At 42.4% G+C, this 3,020-nt stretch carries 4 protein-coding genes and 1 pseudogene; all 5 read right to left on the bottom strand.

The window, feature by feature from the left end:
- Window positions 1-12: 12 nt before the first annotated feature.
- Window positions 13-1,149 carry a citrate synthase gene (locus tag IQ229_RS21230; protein WP_194047114.1) on the bottom strand — a complete coding sequence of 379 codons (1,137 nt, stop codon included), beginning with the start codon at window positions 1,147-1,149 and terminating at the stop codon, window positions 13-15.
- Between the two features lie 108 nt (window positions 1,150-1,257).
- Entirely contained in the window at window positions 1,258-1,752 is a 495-nt protein-coding gene (gene sixA / locus IQ229_RS21225) for a phosphohistidine phosphatase SixA (RefSeq protein WP_194047112.1), read from the bottom strand.
- Window positions 1,753-1,916: 164 nt separating this feature from the next.
- Window positions 1,917-2,162: a hypothetical protein gene (locus IQ229_RS21220; RefSeq protein ID WP_194047110.1), complete on the bottom strand. Its 246-nt coding sequence runs from the start codon at window positions 2,160-2,162 to the stop codon at window positions 1,917-1,919.
- Window positions 2,163-2,191: 29 nt separating this feature from the next.
- Window positions 2,192-2,596 carry a PIN domain-containing protein gene (locus IQ229_RS21215; protein WP_322744040.1) on the bottom strand — a complete coding sequence of 135 codons (405 nt, stop codon included), beginning with the start codon at window positions 2,594-2,596 and terminating at the stop codon, window positions 2,192-2,194.
- A 5-nt stretch (window positions 2,597-2,601) separates the two neighbouring features.
- Window positions 2,602-3,020 (bottom strand): annotated as a pseudogene (locus tag IQ229_RS21210) (hypothetical protein); the annotation flags it as partial.

Below are 3,020 nucleotides of genomic sequence, written 5' to 3'. Positions count from 1 at the left end.
CCCTAAGCCCATTTACCTTTGCTCAATGGGAGTATAAGTAACTTCGTGCAGACCGTTGTAAACCTGGGTAGGACGGAAAATTCGGTTTTCTGCTAGTTGTTCTTTCCAATGGGCTAGCCAACCGGCAACGCGAGCGATCGCAAATATTGGCGTAAACAAGTCTGTGGGAATGCCCATCTTTCTATACACTAATCCGGAGTAAAAGTCAATATTAGGATAAATTCCTTTACTACCGAGTTTTTCCTCTACAACTCGTTCCATTTCTTGAGCAACGTCATAGAATTTGTCATAGCCAAACTTTTGAAACAATTGTTCTGCTAGTCCTTGTAAAATTATGGCTCGTGGGTCTTTCACTTTATACACACGATGTCCAAAGCCCATAATCTTAGATTTAGTTTGCAGACAATGCTTTATGTAGGGACGGACATTTTCCACAGAGCCAATTTTTTCCAACATCTGAATTACTTCTTCATTGGCTCCACCATGTAGAGGTCCACCCAAAGTTCCGACGGCACTAGCAACCACAGCATAAGGATCAGTCAAGGTGGAAGCTGTCACCCTGGCACTGAAAGTGGAAGCATTCATTGTATGTTCGACTTGAAGTATCAAGCAGATATCAAAAATCCGCGCCATCAGAGGATCGGGTTCTTGCTCATTGAGCATGTATAGAAAGTTGGCGGAGTAATCTAAGTCATCACGAGGACGTACCGGGTCATTGCCTTTTCGCATCAGTTGGAACGCCGCCACCATTGTGGGAATGGTTGCTATCAGGCGTACCACAGAATCTCGAATGTAGACAGGATTATGTAAATCGCGGAGCGAATAAAACAAACCTAAAGCCGCAGCAGAGGCTTGCAAGGCATCCATTGGGTGGCCGCTTTCTGGAAAGCATTTCATCATGTCCCGAATGCGGTATTTTATCCGCCGGTGGTAACGAACTTCATGCTCAAATGTTTCCAGTTCTTCCTTGCTTGGCAGTTTATCCCAGATTAAGAGATAAGCAGTTTCTAAGAATGTACTTTTTTCTGCTAATTCCTCAATCCTAATGCCACGATATTCTAGTATTCCCTTTTGCCCATCAACATAGCTGATACTTGATTGGGCGGCGGGAATGCCTTCTAGACCAGGCTTGTATTCGCACACCATCATGGCAACACCATTCGCTTTGTGAAATATCTGATTGAGCTAACTTACCAGAAATTTATTGTCGCCATAACAGTAGCCGTTCTAACAACAATCGAAAATGTTGAAAAACCGTTATAGCAGGTACTTGGGCGGTGTCAACCAAAACATCTGACTACGACCCAGAGGAGAACCTGTTTCTGGTAGTTTTATCCCAATCATACCTGCTTTTTTCAAGACTAAGCTTGCTTTGACTTCTCCCCAAAGGAGAATTTCTGCCCAACTGGTCAAATCAGGTTCATGTCCAACCAGCGCCAGTTGGGTATTTTGAGAATAATTTCTTGGTTCTAACCAGTCTTTTAGCCAACTAGAAATTTGACCATCGTGAGCGAGGTGGCTAGATTCCTCTAACTGGGAGCTTAGTTTTTCTGCTATAAGGATTTCAGCCGTTTGGCGGGCCCGCACTAAGGGACTGGTGAGAATTAAATCAAAGTTTAAACCTAATTTAACAAGTTTCTGGGCAACTTTCTCAGTTTTTTGCCTTCCTTCTTTGGTAAGGCTGCGCTCTTCATCTTTGATGCCTAATCCCTTGTCTTCGGCGATGCCATGACGAATTAAATATAGTTCCATACTTTAATTTTGTTAGCGTAGCGGGGCGTAGCGGGGCGTAGTTAGGATTTTCGTCTGGTGTGACTTAATCTATCCTCATCTTAATCATTATTACGTATTCGTTGATCTGTCATCTGTTCGGGCAACCAGCATCAATTAGAATATCTGTATCAACGATGGTTGAGTTAGTCATGTGACTTTGACCACTCATTTTCTCGAACACCGCGCACCCAAGCAGTGCTATCAGCTAAATCTTGGCGATCGCTCCACATCCCAATAAAGCTATCATTTATCAAGTCAATGTCAGGTAGCTGAGAGGCAGATTCAACTACTGCATATCTTTGTCGCAAAAAAGCAATAAAGTCGATTACTTGATGCTGTGCTTCCGCAGGAAGGGATAAAAACTCATTAAACAATTCTTGCTGTGTCATTTTTATACCTATCAGAAAAATAAACTCACTCAAATTAGCGTTGTCAAAAACTCATCTGGCAGCATTGCCGGAACTAAAGAAGCCACAAAATCGGGTGTGTTTCGCGTCACAATTATTTCTAAACCTGCCGTAAGCGCCGCAGCACTCGTTACCGCATCCTCAAAATCCTTAATTGAGCTATTCAAAGCTTGCCGAATAACTTCATCTGTTACGCTGGCAACTTGAAGGTGCTGCAATAACTTTGCTAATAGTTCACGCGCTACTTCATTACCAACTTGACGACGCAGAATATAGAAAATATTGGTTACTGCATGACCTGAAACATAACCTTGTACTTGATTCTGCATTACTGTATTTAATGCTCGTGCAGAAGCTACGATAAATGGTTGACGCTGTGCCAAAATATCGAGCAACACATCGCTGTCGAACAACACCCGTTTCAACCGTATTTCTCCTCTAAATAATCCACATAATTTTCTGTCGGATTTTCTTCTTCTAGCTGGATTACACCTATTAAACTCTGAGTCCAGGAGTCAAGGCCGGTTAAAGATTCTAAAGTTGGACTGTCAGTAATAGACGATAGGGTTTCTTGTTGAGTCACATCTTTTTCAATCTGTTTATCCCAGGCTGCTGCATCGAATTCCGCAAACCAGGCACGAAAAGCAGCTAGATCCTCGGATGAAAGTTGACTAATAGCGAGTTCGACTTTCCATTCCGCTAACAATTCACGAACCAAATTGTCAAAATTATGTACAACTGGCAAATTTAGGTTTTCAATATATCCGTGAGCAAGAGGATTCCGAATTTCGAAACAAGCTTGAGCAAGGTCAAATTGAGAAATTGATAATTCTCCTAAAG

The sequence above is a fragment of the Nostoc cf. edaphicum LEGE 07299 genome (genome assembly GCF_015207245.1).
GTDB lineage: Bacteria > Cyanobacteriota > Cyanobacteriia > Cyanobacteriales > Nostocaceae > Nostoc > Nostoc edaphicum_B.
The sequence above is the reverse complement of the archived record's forward strand: the minus strand, read 5'-3'. Positions and strand labels throughout refer to the sequence as shown.

Excerpts from the sequence above, each read along its gene's own strand:
- sixA (WP_194047112.1), bottom strand. The coding sequence starts at position 1,752 with ATGGAACTATATTTAATTCGTCATGGCATCGCCGAAGACAAGGGATTA.
- IQ229_RS21230 (WP_194047114.1), bottom strand. The coding sequence starts at position 1,149 with ATGATGGTGTGCGAATACAAGCCTGGTCTAGAAGGCATTCCCGCCGCC.
- IQ229_RS21220 (WP_194047110.1), bottom strand. The coding sequence starts at position 2,162 with ATGACACAGCAAGAATTGTTTAATGAGTTTTTATCCCTTCCTGCGGAA.